The organism is Hungatella sp. L36, from assembly GCF_014288035.1.
Window position 1 is genome coordinate 86,475 of record NZ_JACOPC010000003.1, and the last position, 19,949, is coordinate 106,423.

Sequence of the window (19,949 nt, forward strand, 5' to 3'; positions counted from 1 at the left end):
AAATACCTATATAATACAATATAAAATCTATATTTCCCTATGCTGTCGATCTATGCTATGATTATGGTCATAAAATCAGAGCCGCCAAAGGCGAAAGGGGCAGCTGCCCTTTGTATATGGCCGAACCGGCAGGGAGATAGAAAAATGAAAACAACAGATATATTTGCTAAGAAACCGGTGCTGTCCTTCGAGGTCTTTCCTCCGAAGAGAACCAATCCGGTCGAGACGATATACGAGACACTGGACAGTTTAAGAAAACTGAATCCGGATTTTATCAGCGTTACATACGGGGCGGGCGGCAGTGAAAACTGTAAGGCGACGACGGAGATCGCCTCCAGGATCAAGAATGAATACGGGATCGAGAGTGTGGCGCATTTGCCATGCATCGGCCTGAAGAGAGACGATGTAATCAGCCTGCTGGGCGGATTTAAGAGAGCGGGAATCGACAATATTCTCGCTCTGCGCGGAGATATCCCCGAGGGCGGCCGCCCGGACGGCGACTTCGGGCATGCCAGTGACCTGATCTCCTTTATAAAAGAAAACGATGAATTCAAGGAGTTCAATGTGCTGGCGGCCTGCTATCCGGAAGGTCATACGGAATCGGAAAACATCCTGACCGATATCCGCAGCTTAAAGACCAAGGTGGACGCAGGCGCCGACCATTTGATCACACAGCTCTTCTTTGACAATGACTGTTTCTACCGGTTCCGGGAACGCGCTTCGCTGGCGGGAATTCATGTTCCGGTGGAGGCGGGGATCATGCCGGTTACCAACAAAAAGCAGATCGAGCGTATGGTATCCCTCTGCGGCGTAAGCCTGCCTTCGAAATTTACCGCAATTATGGAACGGTATGAGCATAATCCCGAGGCCATGCGTGATGCCGGAATTGCCTACGCGGTGGATCAGATCGTGGATCTGATAGCGCGGGGTGTCGACGGCATTCACCTTTATACCATGAACAATCCTTACGTTGCGGCGAAGATTCACGAGGCTGTCTACCGCCTGCTGGCCGCGTAAGTAATCTTACCGGCCGGCCTCCGGCAGAATGGTGAATCCTTCTTCCAGAATCAGCTTCTTCAGTTCGCTGATATAGGAAAGTGAAATTGGGCTTAAAGGGAATTTATCGCTGCAAATATAGCCCACCCGCATCCATTCATCCGTTTGAAGCGGTACGGACACGATGTTGTCACCATTTAGATTGCTGTTTAGTATTCCGCTGCAGATTGTGTAGCCGTTCAGACCGATCAACAGGTTAAACAGAGTCGCCCTGTCGCTGACGTGAATGGTCTTCTTATGCGGAGCGGTGCTTAAGATCTCCTCTGAGAAATAAAAGGAATTATAGGTTCCCTGTTCAAATGCAAGAAACGGATAGTCCTCTAAGTCATCGAGAGTGACTGCCTCCCGTTTGGCGAGCGGATGGGCGGAACTGATAAACACGTGGGGAGCCGCCTCGAACAGGGGTACAAAGGCCAGATGATGCTCCTTCAGCAGCTTTTTCAGCACCTTTTCATTAAACTGGCTGAAGTAGAGGATCCCCACCTCACTCCGGAAATTTGCCACATCTTCTATGATCTCGTACGTCCGTGTTTCCCTTAACGTAAACTCATACTCATCCGTATCGATCCGGGAAATTAAGTTGACAAAGGCGTTGACCGCAAACGCATAGTGCTGCGTGGATACGGAGCAGAGCCGCTTCGCCGGCTTTCCGTTCGTATAGCGCTGCTCTAAAAGCTGCGTCTGCTCAATGACCTGGCGCGCATACGATAAAAATTCCGTGCCTTCGGCCGTCAGGGATATCCCCTTCGCTGTCCGGTAGAAAAGTTCAATTCCAAATTCTGATTCCAGTTCTTTTAAAGCCGCGGAAAGGCTGGGCTGCGATATGTACAGCTGCCTCGCCGCCTCCGTGATCGACCCGCATTCCACGATCTTTATGATGTATTTCAGCTGCTGAATCGTCATAGGACACCTCCCATAGTTTTTTTCTATAATATACTGTATTTTTACCAAAAGTGCAAATAATAACGTAAAAATGAGCCTTTCGGGCGATTTTTCGACCTATCAAAACCGCAGAATTCGTCCGGCGGTCCAAAATTCCGACAAAAACCGACTCTGGAAAAAATTACCATTTTTGGAAATTACCAAAATATGGTATGATAAAATAAGGTTTTTAAATTCAGGAGGAGAAAAATTGAGAGGCTTACGATGGGATTATGACTTGCAGGAGAGAATTTATCAATTTATCGTGTACTTTGTTTCTGAAAATCTGTATTCTCCCACTATCCGCGAAATCTGCGACGGCGTGGGAAAAAACTCAACGGCTACGATCAGTCTTTATCTGGAGGAACTGGAGGATATCGGGAGAATTATTCTCGGCCATGGACCGCGGACGATTAAGCTGGTAGGATTTAAAGTCGTGGAGGAGTGTGAGCATTAAAACTGTATGAGAACTGAGGGGGGAGTCAAAAACCCGGGAGAGCATTTCAGCTGATGGATTCAGCTGAAATGCTCTCCCGGGTTTTTTAATGGCAGTTATGTTGTTATTCTGCTGTTTCCAGATTGGCGTCGTTCTCAGCGCTGTCACCGGCAGCCGCATCACTGGCCTGGGCCGCTTCCTGGCTGGCCTCGGCAGCCGCTTCCTCCGGGTCCAGATTCTCGCCCTCCGGTGTGATCGTTACACGGGCTTCGTTGCCGATTAAGTCCTTCACACAGATGGTCAGATTCTCCTTCTGCATATCGAACGTAATAAGTCCGGTACTGCGGTCGATCGAGAGCGGAAGAATCTCCGGCGTGTCATCATCGTAAGCGTATATGGTGTCATAATTCACTCCGGACTGGGTATCCTCCAGACGGAAGGAAAGAACGCCGTCCTCGATGATGGAATCCTTTATGCTAGGCGGAGTGTCATCCAGGACATTGACCTGTTCGGAAAATATATTTTTCATGCCGTTAAAGGCTGTTAAACTCACTTTTACGGTTCCGTTGGAGCCGAGTGTCGCCGTGTAGGTCTTGGAGGCAGTTTTGGTGAGCTCCACCGCGTTGCCGTCCAGCGTCACAGTCATCTCCTTGATGGGAAGCAGTGATTTTATCTTTAATTCCATGGTCGTTGTCGTAAAATTGGTGGCCTCCCCGATGGTCAGATCGCCCTTCGGAGCCGCGGTGACGAGAATAAAGATAATGGAATTGACGACAATAAATGGAAGCACATAAAACAGGAGGACCGTCATAAAGTCACTCCGTCCGGAATCGTGCCGGTTGGAGCCTCCTCTCCCTCGGTTCTGCCTGGAATTGTTGGTATATGGACTCATATTGATTAAGGTTCCTCCTTGTGTTTTTTACGTTTCCTAGCATAACAGAAAAAAGCGTTTCTTACAAGATGATCTGTTAAATCGTAATAAATTGTGGTAATATATTAAGAAAGAGCTTAGAAGGAGATGCCATATGGTTGACGAGGCCGTAGCATTTGCGATGAAGGCCCATGAGGGGGCCTTCAGGAAAGGAACCAGAGTTCCTTATATCGTCCATCCACTGGAGACGGCAGTGATCGTTTCCATGATGTCGGAGGACGAAGAACTGATTTGTGCGGCGCTTCTCCATGATGTAGTGGAGGATGCGGGAGTATCGGAGCAGCAGCTGGAGGCTTTATTTGGTCCGCGGGTGGCGGCACTCGTGATGGCGGAGACGGAGGACAAGACGAAGTCCTGGAAGGAACGCAAGGCGGCGACCCTTGATCATCTGGATACGGCGCCGAGGGAGAGCAAGATCCTGATTCTGGGGGACAAGTTAAGCAACCTGCGGTGCACGGCCAGAGATTATATGGTATTTGGCGAAGCAATCTGGGACAGGTTCAATGAAAAGAGGAAGTCGGAGCACGCCTGGTATTATAACGGAGTGGCGGAACGGATCAGGGAACTGGCCGGGTATCCGCTGTGTCAGGAGTATTTTGAACTGTGCCGGAAGGTGTTTGGAAGCTAGTGCCTCCCGGCGTAAATACGCCATGCATAGCACCTGCTTTCTACGCCAGTTGCACGCCTGCGAAGCTAGCTGTAGGTACCACTACGCCGTCGCTTCGCAGACGCACACCTGATGCAGATATCAGGCACGGTACAAGGCGTATTTACACCGGGAGGCACTAGTGGTAGCGGGGATGAAAAGACTGTTTGGAGGAATATCAAAGTTTTCGGTTAAGATGTTTTTGCTGATTGTGATCTGCGTGGTGATCCCGTTCGCAGGCGTATGTCTCTATATACGGATCAACATGGAGAACTTTATTCAGGAAAAACTGAGCGAAAGGATTATTCAGGATATATCGAGAGGAGAGCGCAATATTACAGAGGGGCTGGAGGAACTGGCCTCTCTTTCTGATGTCTTCGTATTCGATAAGGAACTGATCGAACGCATAGGGGATGAAAACAGAACGGAATTCGAAAATGTAGTTTATTTCAACCAGCTTCTGGATCAGCTCAGCATTTACAGAGGAAGAGCCGGCATGGAGGATGTAAAGGTCATTCTGTTTGACAACTATGGGCGTGTCTATTCCAACTGGAGCCTAAACTATAGAAATTATGAATTCCTTCTGAAGCAGGACTGGGTTGCCGAGAGTATGAACCAGTGGGGCCATGTGACGTGGTCCATGTTCAGTCCGCCGTATATTGCGGAGGAAAAGGATAAGGGAGAGACGTACATATCACTTGCAAGATCTCTTATGGAAGACGGAACGACAGGGGACCGGGCAGGCACACTGATACTCAGTATGGAACAGTCCCGGTTCAGCGAGATGATGATGACCTATGCCTATGAGGATGATGTCGCTTACGTATGTGTGGATGACGGCCAGATTCTGCTGAACAATGACAAGGAGAGAAAGATTGGTGAGAGCGCCTTAGATGCGCTGTACCAACAGACCGCCGGTAAAAAAAGCGGGAATTTACGATGCAGCGCCAATGGAGCAGAGTATCTGCTGAATTTTTATACAATACCGAGGCCCTGGGTATTTAATGGGCAGCAGATGAAGGTCTTTCATTTTACCGGGTATCAGGAAGTGCTGAGTGAGGTCAGCATGGTGACGAAGCGGATCAATGCCGTAATTTTAGTCATGCTGGTGCTGATAACAGCAATCTCTTACGCCGCGGTGCGGCTTCTGGTGAGGCCCATCGTGGTTCTGACGAAGAAGATGGGAGACTATACGATCGAGAGCGAGATTTCCGGGATTGATACGGAGCGGAAGGATGAGATCGGCCATTTAAACCAGGCATTCTGCCGTCTGGATGGCAACATCAAGCAGCTGTTCGCCCGCCTGCAGGAGGAAAACAAGATCAAAGAGCAGTACCGCTATGAATCGCTGAGGGCGCAGCTGAATCCGCATTTTCTGTTTAATACCCTGACGACAATCCGTTGGATGGCTATGATACGCGGCGCTCATAATATCGTGGAAAGCATCGACGCCCTGGCCAGCGTGCTGAATTACAGCATGAGCCGGGATGACCGCCTGGTGACACTGGAGGACGAGCTGGACAATATCCGTAACTTTGTATACATTCACAATTACCGGTATCAGGACTATTGCAGTCTTGACATTGATATTCCGGATGAGATGAAAAAGCTTCGAATGATGAAGTTTATTCTTCAGCCTGTGGTGGAAAACGCGCTGATTCACGGGTATGACAAACAGCGGGAGCAGATCACCATCCGGATATACGGATACACGGAGGATCAGATCCTCTATCTGTTCGTGGAGGATGACGGCATCGGAATATCAGACGAGGTGATTGAACAGTTTGAGACGTTTCGCCAGACTGCTGGAAAGGGAGACCGCCTGACGGGGATTGGCCTGACCAATGTGGACTCCTGTATCCGCATCACCTTTGGAGAGCAGTACGGACTGACACTGGAGCGCGTGGCGACACATGGAACATCGGTAACATTTACACTGCCGGTCATAGAGGGGGAAGACGATGAAAAAGGTCATGATTGTGGATGATGAGGTACTGGTGAGAATCGGCATAAAGTCCATGACATCCTGGGAACAGTATGGATATACGATTGTCGCAGATGCCTCAGATGGAGAAGAGGCGCTTAAAAAGATCCGGCAGTATGAGCCGCATATCATTTTGACAGATTTGAAAATGCAGCCTATGGATGGATTTGACCTGATCGCCAAATGTGCGGCGGACTATCCAAGAATACGGTTTATCGTTCTGAGCAATTACAATGATTTTGAAAATGTCAGAAAAGCAATGAAGCTGGGGGCTTATGATTACATTTTTAAACTGACAATTCATGTAGATGAACTGCTTAAGATTATGGATGAAGCCAGTATGGACCTGGACGAGGAGGAGATGAAGCCGAGGAGCGATACGAGCGAGGTGGTTTATAAGAACCTAGATGCCATCAAAAATAATCTTGTCAGGCAGGCATTAACGAAGAAAGACGGCTTTCTCGGCGGTGTGCAGAAGGGCTTCGATGATATTCACTTAAAGATCGATTTCCGCAGGCCATACTGTGCTGTGACAATACAGCCGGACAGTCTTGAGATTGTTAGAAAAAGAGGAGATTTCCTGGAAAATGATCTCTTCCTGTTCTCCATGGAAAATATTATCACCGAAATTTTAGGCCGGGGCGGCCGGGCCGAGGTGTTTCTGGATCCGGACCAGGATTTTCTGGTGGTGATAAACCAGGGAGAGGCCCAGGGGTGGAAGGAATTTTTTGAGATCCTGGAGCTTAAATTCGGCACGCTTGTAAAATATATTAAGCAGTATTACGGGATAGGAATCAGCGGCGCCGTGAGCGGAGAACTGTGCGGCATCGAGAAGCTGAAAGCAGCGGCTGAGCGGAACAAAAAGCTTCTGGGAGAGCGGTTTTTCCGGCAGACAGGAGAACTGGCTGCCGGACCAGTACGGGAATATGAAGATATGGTACTTCCGGAGGAGTACCGGACCGCCCCGCTGGAGCAGCTGCTCTTAAATGGGGATTTCCATGGAATGGAAGATTACATGGAAAAACTGCTGCTGTTTTTCGAGGACAAGGGCTGCTGGCGTCCGGAGGATATCCGAAGACGACTGATGAAGGCGTATAAAAAGCTGAACCTGGGACTGTCAAGGTATGGGATTGACGTAGAGAGCATCAGAGATGAAAACGGGGCGAATCTGGAAGATGCCATCGGCGGCTATGCGTGTTATGGAGATATTGAGTGCGCGGCGCGTGAACTGCTCACACTCTATCGGAAGGAATATGAGAGTATGACAGGGAAGCCGTGCAGACGGGAGATCGCCCTGGTCAAGAGCTATGTCTGTGACCATCTGTCGGAGGAACTGTCCATTGTCAGGATTGGGGAGGTAGCCGGAATGAGCGAGAGCCGGTTTTCCCACGTATTTAAAGAGGAGACGGGAATCAGCTTCATGGAATATGTCGGCATGGTACGGATGGAGAAGGCGAGGGAGCTTTTGCAGAATACGGATTTGAGAATCAATGAGATCGCAGAGCGAATCGGTATTTCCAACCCCAATTATTTCAGCGCCCAGTATAAAAAAAGGACGGGACAGTCGCCGAATGAGTTCCGCAGATCCCTGATGGAGCAGAATATGAAAGAAAAATAGCAGGATATAAGAGAATGCGGGAGAAGATACGCATCTTAGATTTGCCGGATGGCAGAAATAGGTAGAAAGACAGCAGGCAGGAATATGGTTCCAGCCTGCCTTTTTTGTTATAGTATAGACAGAAACAAAAGGCCGGCCAGAGTATGATAATAAACAAGGAGGAAGTAATCGTGAGAAATATGAAAAAAGTATGGGCGTTGGTTTTAACTACAGCAATGGCACTGTCCGTATTATCGGGCTGCTCCGGTTCCCAGAAGCCGGAGGCTACAGCTGCATCCGGGTCGCAGGAACAGAAGACAGAAGGAGAGAAAACGGAGGCTGCGGGAAACAGCGAGAAAGAGACAGTCACTCTGAGAATGTGGGGCGGAGTTCCTGCCGAGGCAGGTCCTCAGGCGGCCTGTGATAATTTCAATGAGCTGTATAAAGACAAGGGAATCCAGGTGGAGTACGAGCGGTTTGTGAATGACGACACCGGAAACCTGAAGCTGGAGACAAACTTACTGTCCGGCACTGGCGTGGACCTCTATATGACCTATGCCACAGACGTTCTGGCCAAAAGGGCAGGCGGCAATATGGCGCTGGATCTCACCGATCTGATGGCAAGAGACGGATTTGATTTGAAACAGTATTTCGGCAATATGGCGGAAGCTTACTTTGTGGACGGCAAGCCTTACTCCATCCCGACGAAACTGGACCAGTATGGAATCGTTATCAATAAAGACATGTTTGATGAGGCCGGCATCGAGATTCCGACTGATTGGACATATGAAGAATTTGCAGAGACGGCCAGAAAGCTGACTCATGGAGAGGGCCAGGATAAAGTGTATGGAATGTTCTGGAATTCCCAGCAGGACCTGTCATATGTGTTTGGCTATCTGGTAGCACAGACGAACGGCGGGGATCCGATGTATTTAAGCGAGACGGAAACCAGCTTTACCGATCCGGTCGTTGTTAAATCAGTGGATTTAATCAACAGCATGATGAATGTCGATAAGACATCCCCGACCCATACGGATTCCGTGACACAGAAGCTTTCTCAGGAGGGAATGTTCCTTACCGGAAAATCGGCTATGACAGTCGGCCCGTGGATGGTCCGGAGCATTAAAGACACTGCCACGTATCCTCATGATTTTACCACGGCATTTGCACCGTATCCAGTGGTGGAAAAAGGACAGAGAAACTATACCCAGGGCGGTTACGGCGATCATTTATGCATCAATCCGAAATCGGAGAATATCGATGCGGCATGGGAATTTGCGAAATGGTACGCAACGGAAGGCATGATTCCGGTCGTGGAAGGCGGAAGAGTACCCGCAGCCAATACGTATAATCCTGAAGAGGTAGCAAAAGCATTTTTAAATGGAGCCGAAGATCACATTGACTTAGATTCCGCCATGAAGATTTTAATAACACCGGCCGATAATTACGCGGTTCCCTCCATTACAAACCACATCGCTGAAGTGAAGAAGGTTGCAACGGAAGAGCTTGAGAAGATCTTTATCGGACAGCAGACTGTAGAAGAAGGAATGGCAAAGGCCAAGGAACGCGCGGATGCCCTCTTGAAGTAGAGGCGGACTTCGCAGATTTCTGAAAGCGGCCGGAGGCCAGTACTGGAAAGTCGGTTTCCGGCCATTCTGCGCAAAAAATCAGAGAAAGTGAAGGAAAGGAGGAAGGAAACCGTGAAAAGAAAGATGAGCAGACAGTTAAAAACAGACCTGGTGGGATATTCCTTTATCCTTCCCAATATTATCGGTGTTCTGTTGTTTACGCTGATTCCCATGGTGTTTTCACTGGTGATCAGCTTTACGGACTGGGATTACACGCAGGGCCTGGGAAACTGGACATTTGTTGGAATTCAGAACTTTATCGATATGTGGAAGGATGAGTGGTTTATCAGTTCTCTGATCAATACGATCATCTTTGCGGTTACAGTCGTTCCGCTGACCATTTTCCTGGCATTAATACTGGCTGTTGTGATCGACAAGTACTGTGTCGGCAAGCTTCCAATACGACTGGCCCTGTTTATGCCTTATATATCCAATATTGTGGCGGTCGCCATTGTATGGGTGATGATGTATTCTCCATGGGGACCGTTTACTCAGCTGGTTAAATTCTTTGGAGTGGAAAATCCGCCGCAGTGGCTGGGAGACCCGAAGTGGGCGCTGCCCGCGTTAATCATCATGACCATATGGTCGGGTGTAGGTTATGCCAACATGATTTATACCTCCGCGATCCAGGGGCTTCCAAAAGATGTCTACGAGGCGGCCGATATAGACGGTGCGGGGGAGGTTACCAAGTTTTTTAAACTGACGGTACCGTTTCTGTCTCCAACCACATTTTTCCTGGTAATTACGACGTTCGTCACGTCTTTCCAGGTATTCGCACCCATTCAGATCATGACGAGAGGCGGCCCGGGAACGGCTACGAATGTGCTCGTATACTATATTTACACGTCTGCGTTTACCTTTTATAAAATGGGGTATGCGGCGGCTATGTCATGGATTCTATTCCTTATTCTGTTTGCAATCACCATCATACAGTGGAAGGGGCAGAAGAAATGGGTAAGTTATTAAGAGGGGAGGCGGAAATATGGAAAAACAGGTACAGTTTAACCGGGATAAAATGAAACGGACCGCTGTGAAAATCTTTTTCACCGTGTTGATTGGACTGGTGGCGCTATCCATGGTCACCCCGTTTATCTGGATGGTGTCCGCTTCCATGAAGCTGCCGCTGGATGTTATGAAGCTGCCGATCAAATGGATACCAGAGTATTTTTATCCGGATAACTATAAAAAAGTATGGAACATAGGAGGAGTTGCTGCGCGGGATTACCATTTCGGGCTGGCGTATTTCAACTCGATCAAAATCGCTGTCATCAACCTGACGGGTTCTGTCATCACAAGCACTCTGGCCGGATATGCGTTTGCAAAAATTAAATTCCGCGGAAGCAACGTGTTGTTTCTCCTGTATTTAGCGACGATGATGATTCCGAGTCAGGTGACGCTGATCCCCAAATTTGTGCTTTTTAACAAAATGGGGCTGACGGGCACGCATCTGACCCTGATTCTTCCCGGACTCATTACGATCACGGGAACCTTCCTGATGCGTCAGTACTTTATGCAGATTCCGGATGAACTCCGGGAGTCCGCACGGGTAGACGGGGCAAATGAGTATGTAATATGGGCGCGGATCATGGTGCCGATCGCAAAGCCGAGTATGGCGTCACTCGCCATGGTGGTATTTTTATGGAACTGGAACAGCTATCTGGAGCCGCTGGTATTTTTAAGCGACTGGAGACTGTATACAATTCCGATCGCATTAACGAACTTTATTGAAGAAAGCGTAACAGAATATAATCTGGTAATGGCGGCGGCTTCCTCCGCCCTGATACCGGCGTTTCTGGTGTTTGTTCTGGGTCAGAAATTCCTGGTAAAGGGGCTGGTGGCAGGGGCCGTTAAGGGATAGGAGGTATCCATGAACTACATAGAAGAACCGAAGAGAGAGATACCGGTCGCCTGGGAAACACAGGTGCTGGTGCTGGGGGCAGGACCGGCCGGAGTGGCGGCGGCCATAACTGCAGCCAGAGAAGGCGCCCGCACTATACTGATTGAACAGACAGGGGACGTGGGCGGAATTGCCACCGCAGGACTGATGAGTCACTGGACGGGCAATACAGAGGGCGGTATTTATGAGGAAATTCTGGACCGTTCTGCGGAGTGTATGGAGCGGGAAGGCCATCTTTTCAACGGCGGAGCCAGGCAGATCATCAATCCCGAGAGGCTTAAGACTGTGCTTCTGGAAATGCTTGTGGAAGCCGGAGCCAAATTGCTCCTATACACCTTTGTCAGTGATGTGGTCATGGAAGGTAATACAATGAAAGGCGTTATTGTGGAGAGCAAATCGGGCCGTCAGGCAATTCTTGCAGATATCGTGATTGATGCCACCGGAGACGGTGATGCAGCAGCGAAGGCAGGAGTTCCCTGCTTTAAAGGCCGCGAGACGGATGGAAAGATGCAGCCCGCCTCAATTATGTTTAAGGTAGCGGGAGTTGATGTGGAACGGGGAGTATTTCCCGGTGGCTTTGAAGAGACGTTCCAGATTCCCGCCGGGGATTTACAGACACTGGGCCGTCAGTATCTGCCGGAGCCGGCCGGCCACGTACTGCTCTACAAAACCACTCTTCCGGGTGTAGTCACCTGCAACATGACAAACTGTACCGGAATTGACGGAACGAAGGCAGAGGATTTGACCAGGGCCACATTCGTTTGCAGGGAGCAGATGGACCGTATCGTCGAATTTTTGAGGAAGGTCGTTCCGGGGTTTGAAAACTGCTATTTGATCAGCTCCGCCTCGCTGATCGGAATCCGGGAGACGCGGCATTTTGAAGGCGAAAGCACCATCACGGAGCAGGATATTCTGGAGGCCAGAGTATTTGACGATTGGGTGGTGGCAAGGGCGAGCTTTAACTTTGACGTTCACAATTTGACGGGGAACGGCCTGGATGAAACAGGAAGCCAGAAGACGTTTAAGCAGAAAAAGGGCTACACCATTCCCTATGGCTGCTTTGTTCCGAAGAAGGTGGACGGTCTGTATCTGGCAGGGCGTGATATATCAGGCACACATATGGCGCATTCCAATTACCGCGTTATGCCAATCTGTGCCAATATGGGGCAGGCTGTGGGAATCGCAGCAGCGCTCTGTGTGAAAAATAAAAAACTGCCCAGGGAGCTGAAGGCGGCACAGGTACAGGAACGACTGTTGGAGCTTGGAGTGAGACCGTGACCGCGCGGAAATGATGAGGAGGGGAAGCCTTGAAACAGATGCTTGAAAAACAGTATGATTTCGTAGTCGTTGGGGGCGGACTCGGTGGAATCTGCGCCGCTATAGCGGCGGCCAGAGGCGGGATACGAACCGCACTCGTACATAACCGGCCGGTACTGGGCGGAAATGCCAGCTCGGAGATGCGCATGCATATCTGCGGGGCGGACCACCATATGAGCCGCCCTGATGCCAGGGAAACCGGCATTTTAGAAGAAATCCTTTTGGAAAACAAACGGCGGAATCCGGAGATGATCTACCCGATCTTCGATGCGGTTCTGTGGGAAAAAGTCCATTATCAGGAGAAGCTGGAGCTCTATCTGAATACACAGATGACGGAGGTGGTCTGTGACGGGGAGAAAATTACGGCCATCTGTGCGGAGCAGCTGACGACCGAAAAGAAGTTTTATATAAAAGCGAATATGTTTCTGGACGGAACGGGTGACGGTGTTCTCGGAGCGAAGGCCGGAGCAGAGTACCGGATTGGAAGGGAAGCAAAGGGGCAGTACGGTGAGGAACTGGCGCCGGAGAAGGGGGATCACTGTACTATGGGAAATTCCCTGATGTTCTCCACACGTGATATGGGCCATCCCGTCCCATTTGTCAAGCCATTCTGGGCGAACACCTATACAGAGGAACAGCTGAAATTCAGGGATCACTCCGATGTGACCTCCGGATACTGGTGGATCGAGCTGGGAGGCGGTGTGAAACGTACAATTGAAGATGCAGAACTGCTCCGCGATGAGCTGTTAAAGGCTGTCTACGGTGTGTGGGACCACATAAAAAACGGCGGCAGCCACGGCGCGGAATGTATGGAACTGGAATGGGTTGGCTTCCTTCCGGGAAAGCGGGAGAGCCGCCGCCTCATCGGTGATTACGTGCTGACAGAGCATGACTGCCTGGGGGAACAGGATTTTCCCGATACCGTTGCATACGGCGGGTGGCCCATGGATATCCATACTGTCGAGGGCTTTTTAAATGAAGAGGATAATCCAACGGTCTGGAACAAGGTAAACGGAATCTATCCGATTCCATACAGATGCCTTTATTCCAGGAACATAAAGAATCTGTTTCTGGGCGGAAGGGCCATCAGCTGTACCCATGTGGCATTTTCGTCGACCAGGGTGATGGCTACCTGCGCTGTAGCAGGCCAGGCGGCGGGAGTGGCGGCAGCGATAGCTTTGAAAAGGGGCTGCACTCCATCCGGTGTTCTGGAGTTTATAGATGAACTGCAGCAGGAACTGTTAAAGCAGGACTGCTATCTGCCTGGTGTGAGGAACACGGACCCCAAAGATCTGGCCAGAACGATGAAGGTGAGCGCTTCGGATCAGACAGAAGGCTGTCCGCCGGAGAATGTGGTAAATGGAACCGCAAGAAGTGAAGGCGGGGCTTCCAATTGCTGGAGAGCACCTATGGAAGGAAAGCCGGTCATCACGCTCACGGCAGAACGGCCAATACTGGTGAAACAGATCAGATTGACACTGGATTCCAATTTAAGCAGGGAGATCACGCCTTCAATTAACCGTGCGGTTCTGGGAAGACAGGAGATGAATCCACCGTCGGAGCTGATCCGGAATTATACCGTGGAATTTTTACTGAACGGAAATTCCGTTAAAAGGCTTAGCAGGGAATCCATGGGACAACGGCTTCAGATCATTGGTTTAGAAGACGAAATACGGTGTGACAGCGTCAGTATCAGAGTGGAGTCGACGTACGGAAGCCCTCTGGCCTGTATTTTTGAAATTCGACTGTATGACGGGGAAGAATGCGAAAAATAACAAAATGGTATGGTCTGCCCTGAAACTGTGATATCAGGACGGCACCATACCATTTTTTCGGTGGAACCGTTACAGCGTGTTCGCACGGTCTGCAACATTTTTGTTGAAATTAATCACCTGATGCTCATAGGTTGCGCCCATCAGCGGTGAGGTGATAATAAAATCCGCGGTCGCCCTGGTATTGGCGATGGGAATATCATAAACCTGAGCGATACGGAGCAGGGCCTTCACATCGGGGTCGTGGGGCTGTGCGGTCAATGGGTCGGAGAAGAAGATGACCAGGTCGATTCTTCCTTCCACGATTTTTGCGCCGATCTGCTGGTCACCGCCTAAAGGACCGCTGTTGTAGCCCTTCACCGACAGGCCCGTCTGGTCCGTGATCATACGCGCTGTGGTGCCGGTTCCGCATAAGGTGTGCTGGCTTAAGATGTCTTTATGTTCCTTGCACCACTCGATGAGGGAATGCTTTTCATTGTCATGGGCGATGAGAGCAATATTTTTCTGTTTCTCCAGTGTCAGTGTGATAAAATCTTCCTGTATCATAAGATTCCTCCTGTAAAATATAGATTCTGATGTCTTATCTGGTGGTATTTTCCTTTTTCAAACTCCCTTTTATCATAAATGATTTTTAAACAATTGAATAGTGTAAAATGGTAAAATTCTTTAAAAGAATTGAATTGTAAGGGGATATCAATTGGTATTGTAGGAAAGATTTAAGGAATTCAGGAGTTATTTGCCCGGAATCTATGCTATACTTAATATATCAAAATTGACAGATGCTTGCGGAGGTGGGAAAAATGAAGAGTATTAAATGGAAGATTCTGAGAAGAATCGGGGCGTTTGTTCTGGCAGCCGTGCTGGTGGCCGGCGGACAGCCCTTCTGTTCCTGTGCGGACGAGGCTGCGGCAGAAGAAGAGATCGGACCGGGAATCATCCCAAAGGTGAATCCGGAGGATTTGACGCCTCTGGTGGTGAACTACAGCGCCTATCAGGACAGCGTGGGCTGGAGTGAGGTTAAGGCCGACAACGACCCGCTGAAGGTTCAGACGGGAAGCTTTGCCAGCGCCATCCGCATGACGGTCTCCGGACAGCCGGAGGTCCTGAAGGGAACGCTCGCCTATCAGGTGAATATCATCGGCAAGGGCTGGCTTGACTGGGGAGAGAATGATGTGGAGATCGGAGCGGCTCCGGAACAGCTTCCGATTGAGGCCGTCGCCATGAAGTTTACCGACAGACTGGCCGAGTATTACGATATCTATTATTCCGTGTGGGAAAATGGCGCATGGACCGAATGGGCCATGAACGGCGCGGCGGCGGGAGCGGAAGGCTCCGGTATCCGTGTGGAAGGCTTAAGGGCCGCGGCTGTGATCAAGGGGGCCGCTCCGCCGGAGATAAAACCGGAGGGAATCGATCCTACGAAGCCCATGGTGGCCCTTACCTTTGACGACGGGCCAAGCACGCCTGTGACCACGAGGATCTTAAACAGCCTGGAAGCGAATGGAGGCCGGGCCACCTTTTTCATGGTGGGCAACCGTGTCCCCGGAACGCAGGCGGTGGTTCAGCGCATGAACACCCTGGGATGCGAGGTGGCAAACCATACATATGAACACAAGTACCTGACAAAGGTGGGGGACGCGGGAATCCGTTCCCAGGTAGGGCTGACGAATCAGAAGATCGCCGAGGCATGCGGCGTGACTCCGACTCTGGTAAGACCGCCGGGAGGCTTTTACAATCAGGCATCACTGGACACACTGGGCTCCATGGGAATGGCGGCCATCATGTGGGACATCGATACGCTGGACTGGAAGACGAGAAACGCGCAGAACACGATCAATGTTGTACTGAATCAGGTAAAGGATGGGGATATTGTGCTGATGCATGATATTTACAGCACTTCGGCGGATGCCGCGGAGGTGATTATTCCGGAACTGGTGAACCGGGGATATCAGCTGGTGACAGTCAGCGAGATGGCCCAGTACCGGGGCGGAATTCAGGCCGGACACGTATATAATCGTTTCCGGCCCTGAGGATTTAGTATTAGCTTGGTATAATGCTCTGAAGTGAATACGTAATGGATAAGTCTTTTCTGGAATACGCTTTTTTGAAATTCTGGATAATCCGCTTTAATACCATCTCTCCGTTTTCATAGGTGGCTGTCGGAAGCAGCATAAGGTACTGGCTGACGCTGTACCGGCTGTAGATGTCGCCCCGGCGGAGAGAGGTGCGGATGGACTCACCCAGTTCATCCATGGCCCTCGTCTGTACGGAGGGCTTTAATAATTCTCCCTTTAAGTTGCTGATGGTGATCAGGCATAAGAAGATGGAGTCGCCGGTACGCTCGATGGCGCGGGTCTCCAGCTGATAGACATCCCGGAATACGGAAGGTTCACAGCAGAATGCGCCTTTTTCCTTGGCTCCTTCCATCAGCGTCTCCTGGATCGTGCTTAAATCCATGGTGATGCCGTGCTTCTTGTCGCTGATCAGCTTATACAGCTCTTTAAACCGCGCGGACGGAGTGATGGCGAACTCATTGTAAAACATGTCGTTGACATGCTGATAGTGTTCCATGGCCATATACTGATTGCCGCTCTGGTAAAGGGCGTAGATCAGATAGTAATGGGCATCCTCCTCATACTGGTCGATCGCGATGGCCTGCTGGCAGACGTCGATGATCGTCGGATAATCCTTCTGCTCATCGAGCAGCAGCAGCGTGCGGTGAATCAGATTCTGATAGAGGGTATGGTAATACGTATGGATCGGTACGACCCAGGATTCCCACTCAGATTTTGGAAGAAAATTACCCTTATAGAGGGCTACCGCCTCCAGACAGAGGGAGAGGCATTCCTCGCTGTTTATATCTGTCGCCTCGGAACGAAGGCATAAGTCCTCAAAACGGTCGGTGTCGGTGATGGTAGTCAGTTCTTTGGTCCAGCCGTAGGCCTTCCTGTTCTGAGTAATTAAGTCCTGAGGCGGAACTCCCAATGACTCTAAAAGCTTCCTGACACGGAACATCAGGGTCTTCAAAGCGCCGGCCGGGTTATTGCTGGCCTCATCCTTCCAGAATAAATCGATCAGCTCCTCAACCGGGATGTTGCGGTCGCGGAAGGTAATTAAATACTCTAACAGGCTCCAGGGCTTCTTGGACTGGTTGTTCCGGTCCATGATCGTCTGGCTGCCTATCGTTATGGAGAATTCCCCCAACATATTTACATATATGATTTCATTCTTGTTATTCATGAGTATCTCACACTCCCATTTTCTAATATTAGTATAAAGAATAAAAGGAAAAATGTCCAGTACTGCTTGTGAAACATTTTAAATATGAGCAACAGTTCAGCCTTCGCTTCCGGCAGCCGGGCAGCGGCAGCCGGAAGCGAAGGCTGAACTGTTATAAATATGAAGGGCGGGGACGGAAAAAAGATTGAGATTTCACCGGAAATCATATATACTGTAGAAAAAAATACATAAAACCGAAGGAAAGTGACAGTATGAAGAAAAAACGTATTGCATCGGTCCTCCTACTGCTGGCCGTGGTGCTGGCGGCGGTAGCGGGAATAAAAACTTATGTGGATTACCAGGTGCGTGCTGCGGCTGAGCGGGAGTATGAGAGTCTTGCGGAACTGGCCAGAGAGACAGAAGCACCGACCGAGGTTTCAACCGAGGCCGAGACGGAAGAGACAGAGGCGCCTTACGTGTCGCCGATCCAGTTTGACGAGCTGCGAAAGATCAATCCGGACATCGTGGGATGGCTTAAAGTCGAAGGGACTGAGATTGATTACCCTATCGTTCAGACCGGAAATAATGAAACTTACTTAAATACGGACTTTGAGGGCAAAAAAAGTGTGGCCGGTGCCATATATCTTGATTATGAGAGTGAACCTGATTTTTCCGGCAGGCATAATATAATTTATGGGCACAATATGAAGAATGGAAGCATGTTCAAAGACATCGTAAAGTATAAGGACGAGGAATATTTCAAGGAACATCAGGATATCACCGTCTATACTCCGGAGCGCGAATACCATTTACGCCCCATGTCTGTGCTTTATACGGAACCGACCGGCATGAGACGGAAGACGAAGTTTGCCACGGAGGAGAGTTTCCAGGCGTATGTGGAAGAGATGACGAAGGGCTGTGATTTTGCACAGATCCCGGAGAAACCGCTGGAGCAGCTCTGGTCCTTCATCACCTGCAGTTATGAATTTAACGACGCCAGAACGATTCTGTACGCATATGAGGTCGCGGAAGAATAGTCTCAGCGGCGGTCTGTAAAATTATAACAGTTCAGACGTGGATCGAAATAAGAGAAACTTAATTGAAAAATGGGAACATGTGTGCTATAGTACATTCTGATTCTGGAAAATCAGTTAGCAGTAAGCCAGTATTGAAAAGAGGAGATAAAAATATGGGCAAGTATTTTGGAACTGACGGTTTCCGAGGGGAAGCCAACGTAACGCTGACAGTAGAAGATGCTTTTAAGGTAGGGCGGTTTCTGGGCTGGTACTACGGACAGAGGAAGAAGAGCGATGTATGCCGGATCGTCATCGGAAAAGACACGAGAAGAAGTAGCTACATGTTCGAGTATTCCCTGGTGGCGGGATTAACCGCATCCGGAGCGGATGCCTATCTGCTTCACGTAACGACAACTCCCAGTGTGTCTTATGTGGTCCGCACAGAGGATTTTGACTGCGGCATCATGATCTCAGCGAGCCATAATCCTTATTATGACAATGGAATTAAGGTAATTAACGGAAACGGAGAGAAGCTGGAAGAGAGCGTAATCGTTGAGATTGAGAAATATCTGGATGGGGAGACTCCTGAGGTTCCGCTGGCTAAACGGGATAAGATTGGAAGAACCGTTGATTTTGCTGCCGGCAGAAACCGCTATATTGGATACTTAATTTCCATTGCTACCCGTTCTTTTAAGAATAAGAAGGTGGCGTTAGACTGTGCCAACGGCAGCGCTTCTGCCATTGCCAAGAACGTGTTCGACGCTCTGGGAGCGGAGACTCATGTGATCAGCAACAGTCCCGACGGCCTGAATATCAATACAAAATGTGGTTCTACCCATATCGAGGTGCTGCAGGAGTTCGTGAAGGAGATCGGAGCCGATGTGGGATTTGCCTACGACGGCGATGCGGACCGCTGTATCGCGGTAGATGAGAACGGAAATGTCGTGGATGGCGATGTGATCATGTTCGTCTGCGGCAAGTACATGAAGGAGCAGGGCGCGTTAAAGAATAACAAGGTGGTTACCACCATTATGTCCAATTTCGGCTTATACAAGGCGCTGGACCGCGAGGGAATCGGCTATGAAAAGACGGCGGTCGGTGACAAGTACGTTTACGAGAACATGGTAACTTATGGTAACTGTCTGGGCGGCGAGCAGTCCGGCCATATCATATTCAGCAAGCATGCCACCACGGGCGACGGAATCTTAACGTCCTTAAAGGTGATGGAAGTCATGCTGGAGAAGAAGGAGAGCCTGGCGAAGCTGGCTTCTGAGATTGAGATTTATCCGCAGGTGCTTAAAAATGTCCGCGTGAAGGATAAAGCAGCGGCTCAGGACGACGCCGTGGTGAAGGCAGAAGTTTCCAGGGTGACGGAAGCTCTTGGAGACAGCGGAAGAATCCTGCTCCGCCAGTCCGGCACGGAGCCGGTAGTCCGTGTCATGGTCGAGGCGGCCGATTTGGAGACGTGTGAGAAGCACGTGGATCAGGTAATCGAAGTGATGAAGCAGCAGGGGCACATCCTGTAAGCG

Annotated in this window: 17 protein-coding genes; 13 read left to right on the top strand and 4 right to left on the bottom strand. The window is 49.9% G+C overall.

Annotated features, from left to right (window positions below; translation table 11 throughout):
* Positions 1-144 precede the first annotated feature (144 nt).
* Positions 145-1,017, top strand: a complete 873-nt coding sequence (metF, locus tag H8S80_RS09195) for a methylenetetrahydrofolate reductase [NAD(P)H] (RefSeq protein ID WP_029467232.1) — start codon at positions 145-147, stop codon at positions 1,015-1,017.
* A 6-nt stretch (positions 1,018-1,023) separates the two neighbouring features.
* Here metF and H8S80_RS09200 read toward each other — a convergent pair whose 3' ends face one another.
* Positions 1,024-1,959, bottom strand: coding sequence for a LysR family transcriptional regulator (locus tag H8S80_RS09200; RefSeq protein WP_002604829.1), 936 nt, complete (start codon positions 1,957-1,959; stop codon positions 1,024-1,026).
* Positions 1,960-2,188: 229 nt separating this feature from the next.
* Here H8S80_RS09200 and H8S80_RS09205 point away from each other — a divergent pair, with 229 nt between their 5' ends.
* Positions 2,189-2,434 (top strand): LexA family protein, encoded by a 246-nt coding sequence (locus H8S80_RS09205; RefSeq protein WP_002604828.1) that lies wholly within the window; start codon positions 2,189-2,191, stop codon positions 2,432-2,434.
* A 103-nt stretch (positions 2,435-2,537) separates the two neighbouring features.
* Here the strand turns inward: H8S80_RS09205 and H8S80_RS09210 are convergent, their stop codons facing one another.
* Positions 2,538-3,305, bottom strand: coding sequence for a hypothetical protein (locus H8S80_RS09210; RefSeq protein WP_002604827.1), 768 nt, complete (start codon positions 3,303-3,305; stop codon positions 2,538-2,540).
* Positions 3,306-3,438: 133 nt separating this feature from the next.
* On the opposite strand from H8S80_RS09210, the gene H8S80_RS09215 reads away from it, so the two are divergent.
* The 8 genes from H8S80_RS09215 to H8S80_RS09250 all read left to right on the top strand — a co-directional run bounded on the left by H8S80_RS09215 (position 3,439) and on the right by H8S80_RS09250 (position 14,188).
* Positions 3,439-3,972 (top strand): HD domain-containing protein, encoded by a 534-nt coding sequence (locus H8S80_RS09215; protein WP_002604826.1) that lies wholly within the window; start codon positions 3,439-3,441, stop codon positions 3,970-3,972.
* 160 nt (positions 3,973-4,132) lie between these two features.
* Positions 4,133-5,977 carry a sensor histidine kinase gene (locus H8S80_RS09220; RefSeq protein ID WP_243010374.1) on the top strand — a complete coding sequence of 615 codons (1,845 nt, stop codon included), beginning with the start codon at positions 4,133-4,135 and terminating at the stop codon, positions 5,975-5,977.
* A complete protein-coding gene (locus H8S80_RS09225) occupies positions 5,952-7,592 on the top strand; it encodes a response regulator transcription factor (RefSeq protein WP_117630623.1) in 1,641 nt (546 codons plus the stop codon). Before H8S80_RS09220 ends, H8S80_RS09225 begins: the two co-directional genes overlap by 26 nt.
* 179 nt (positions 7,593-7,771) lie before the next feature.
* Positions 7,772-9,160, top strand: a complete 1,389-nt coding sequence (locus H8S80_RS09230) for an ABC transporter substrate-binding protein (protein WP_207729816.1) — start codon at positions 7,772-7,774, stop codon at positions 9,158-9,160.
* 111 nt (positions 9,161-9,271) lie between these two features.
* A complete protein-coding gene (locus H8S80_RS09235) occupies positions 9,272-10,165 on the top strand; it encodes a carbohydrate ABC transporter permease (protein WP_243007825.1) in 894 nt (297 codons plus the stop codon).
* 16 nt (positions 10,166-10,181) lie between these two features.
* Positions 10,182-11,057, top strand: a complete 876-nt coding sequence (locus H8S80_RS09240) for a carbohydrate ABC transporter permease (protein ID WP_117630625.1) — start codon at positions 10,182-10,184, stop codon at positions 11,055-11,057.
* A gap of 9 nt (positions 11,058-11,066) precedes the next feature.
* Positions 11,067-12,374 (top strand): FAD-dependent oxidoreductase, encoded by a 1,308-nt coding sequence (locus H8S80_RS09245; RefSeq protein ID WP_117630626.1) that lies wholly within the window; start codon positions 11,067-11,069, stop codon positions 12,372-12,374.
* A gap of 38 nt (positions 12,375-12,412) precedes the next feature.
* Positions 12,413-14,188, top strand: a complete 1,776-nt coding sequence (locus tag H8S80_RS09250; protein ID WP_117630790.1) for an FAD-dependent oxidoreductase — start codon at positions 12,413-12,415, stop codon at positions 14,186-14,188.
* A 69-nt stretch (positions 14,189-14,257) separates the two neighbouring features.
* On the opposite strand, the gene H8S80_RS09255 is transcribed toward H8S80_RS09250, so the two are convergent.
* Complete coding sequence (locus H8S80_RS09255; protein ID WP_002604825.1) at positions 14,258-14,731, bottom strand: methylglyoxal synthase; 474 nt, start codon at positions 14,729-14,731, stop codon at positions 14,258-14,260.
* A 254-nt stretch (positions 14,732-14,985) separates the two neighbouring features.
* Here H8S80_RS09255 and H8S80_RS09260 point away from each other — a divergent pair, with 254 nt between their 5' ends.
* A complete protein-coding gene (locus H8S80_RS09260) occupies positions 14,986-16,215 on the top strand; it encodes a polysaccharide deacetylase family protein (RefSeq protein WP_243007826.1) in 1,230 nt (409 codons plus the stop codon).
* 10 nt (positions 16,216-16,225) lie between these two features.
* Here H8S80_RS09260 and H8S80_RS09265 read toward each other — a convergent pair whose 3' ends face one another.
* The gene (locus H8S80_RS09265) at positions 16,226-17,425 is read right to left on the bottom strand and encodes an AfsR/SARP family transcriptional regulator (protein WP_029467233.1); all 1,200 of its coding nucleotides are present in this window, start codon (positions 17,423-17,425) and stop codon (positions 16,226-16,228) included.
* A gap of 251 nt (positions 17,426-17,676) precedes the next feature.
* Between H8S80_RS09265 and srtB the strand changes: the two genes are divergently transcribed.
* Positions 17,677-18,441 carry a class B sortase gene (srtB, locus tag H8S80_RS09270; RefSeq protein WP_029467234.1) on the top strand — a complete coding sequence of 255 codons (765 nt, stop codon included), beginning with the start codon at positions 17,677-17,679 and terminating at the stop codon, positions 18,439-18,441.
* A 152-nt stretch (positions 18,442-18,593) separates the two neighbouring features.
* Entirely contained in the window at positions 18,594-19,946 is a 1,353-nt protein-coding gene (glmM, locus tag H8S80_RS09275) for a phosphoglucosamine mutase (protein ID WP_002604821.1), read from the top strand.
* Positions 19,947-19,949: the final 3 nt, after the last annotated feature.